The sequence below is a fragment of the Nonomuraea cypriaca genome (genome assembly GCF_015645445.1).
GTDB classification, from domain to species: Bacteria; Actinomycetota; Actinomycetes; order Streptosporangiales; family Streptosporangiaceae; genus Nonomuraea; species Nonomuraea cypriaca.
Genome location: NZ_JADOGI010000561.1, coordinates 1 through 766, shown reverse-complemented (window position 1 = coordinate 766; position 766 = coordinate 1). Strand labels below are relative to the sequence as shown.

Annotated in this window: 1 protein-coding gene; it reads left to right on the top strand. The window is 71.5% G+C overall.

Annotated elements, in window-relative coordinates:
• Window positions 1-766, top strand: a 766-nt coding sequence (locus tag ITP53_RS55610; protein WP_236052267.1) for a sensor histidine kinase, incomplete at both ends; no start/stop codon positions are given.

Here is a 766-nt window from a genome sequence, read left to right as displayed (position 1 = left end):
CTCTGATCGACGGTCTGGAGCAGGGTGAGCAGGACGAGCAGCGGCTGGGGAACCTGTTCAAGCTGGACCACCTGGCCACCCGCATGCGCCGCAACAGCGAGAACCTGCTGGTGCTCGCCGGCCAGGACCCGCCGCGCCGGTGGAGCCAGCCGGTGAAGCTGGTCGACGTGGCCCGCGCCTCCCTGTCGGAGGTGGAGAACTACGAGCGGGTCGTGCTCCAGGTGCCCGACGGCGTGTCGGTGGCCGGCCAGGCCGTCAACGACGTCATCCACCTGCTCGCCGAGGTGGTCGAGAACGCGCTGTCGTTCTCCCCGCGCGAGACGCGGGTGTCGGTGTCCGGCAGCAGGATCGACGGCGGCGGCGTGATGCTGTCGATCACGGACAACGGCATCGGCATGACGCAGGAGGAGCTGATCCAGGCCAACGACCGGCTGACCGACGCGCCGAGCGTGGACGTGTCGGTGTCGCGGCGGATGGGTCTGTTCGTGGTCGCCAGGCTGGCGCACCGGCACGGCATCCGGGTGCAGTTGCGCCCGCACGCCGCCGGTGGCCTGACCGCGATGGTGCTCATCCCGGAGAACATGCTCGGCTCCCAGACCCCCTCCTTCTCCGGTACGCCGTCCTTCTCGGGCAACCAGCCACCCGCCTTCTCGGGCAGCAGGCCCGCGCCGTTCACCGGTGACCAGCCGCCGGCCATCCCCGGCAACCAGCCGCCGGCCTTCGCGGGCGCGGGTTCGGAGCCGTACTCCGGGCCGCAGCCCGCTCC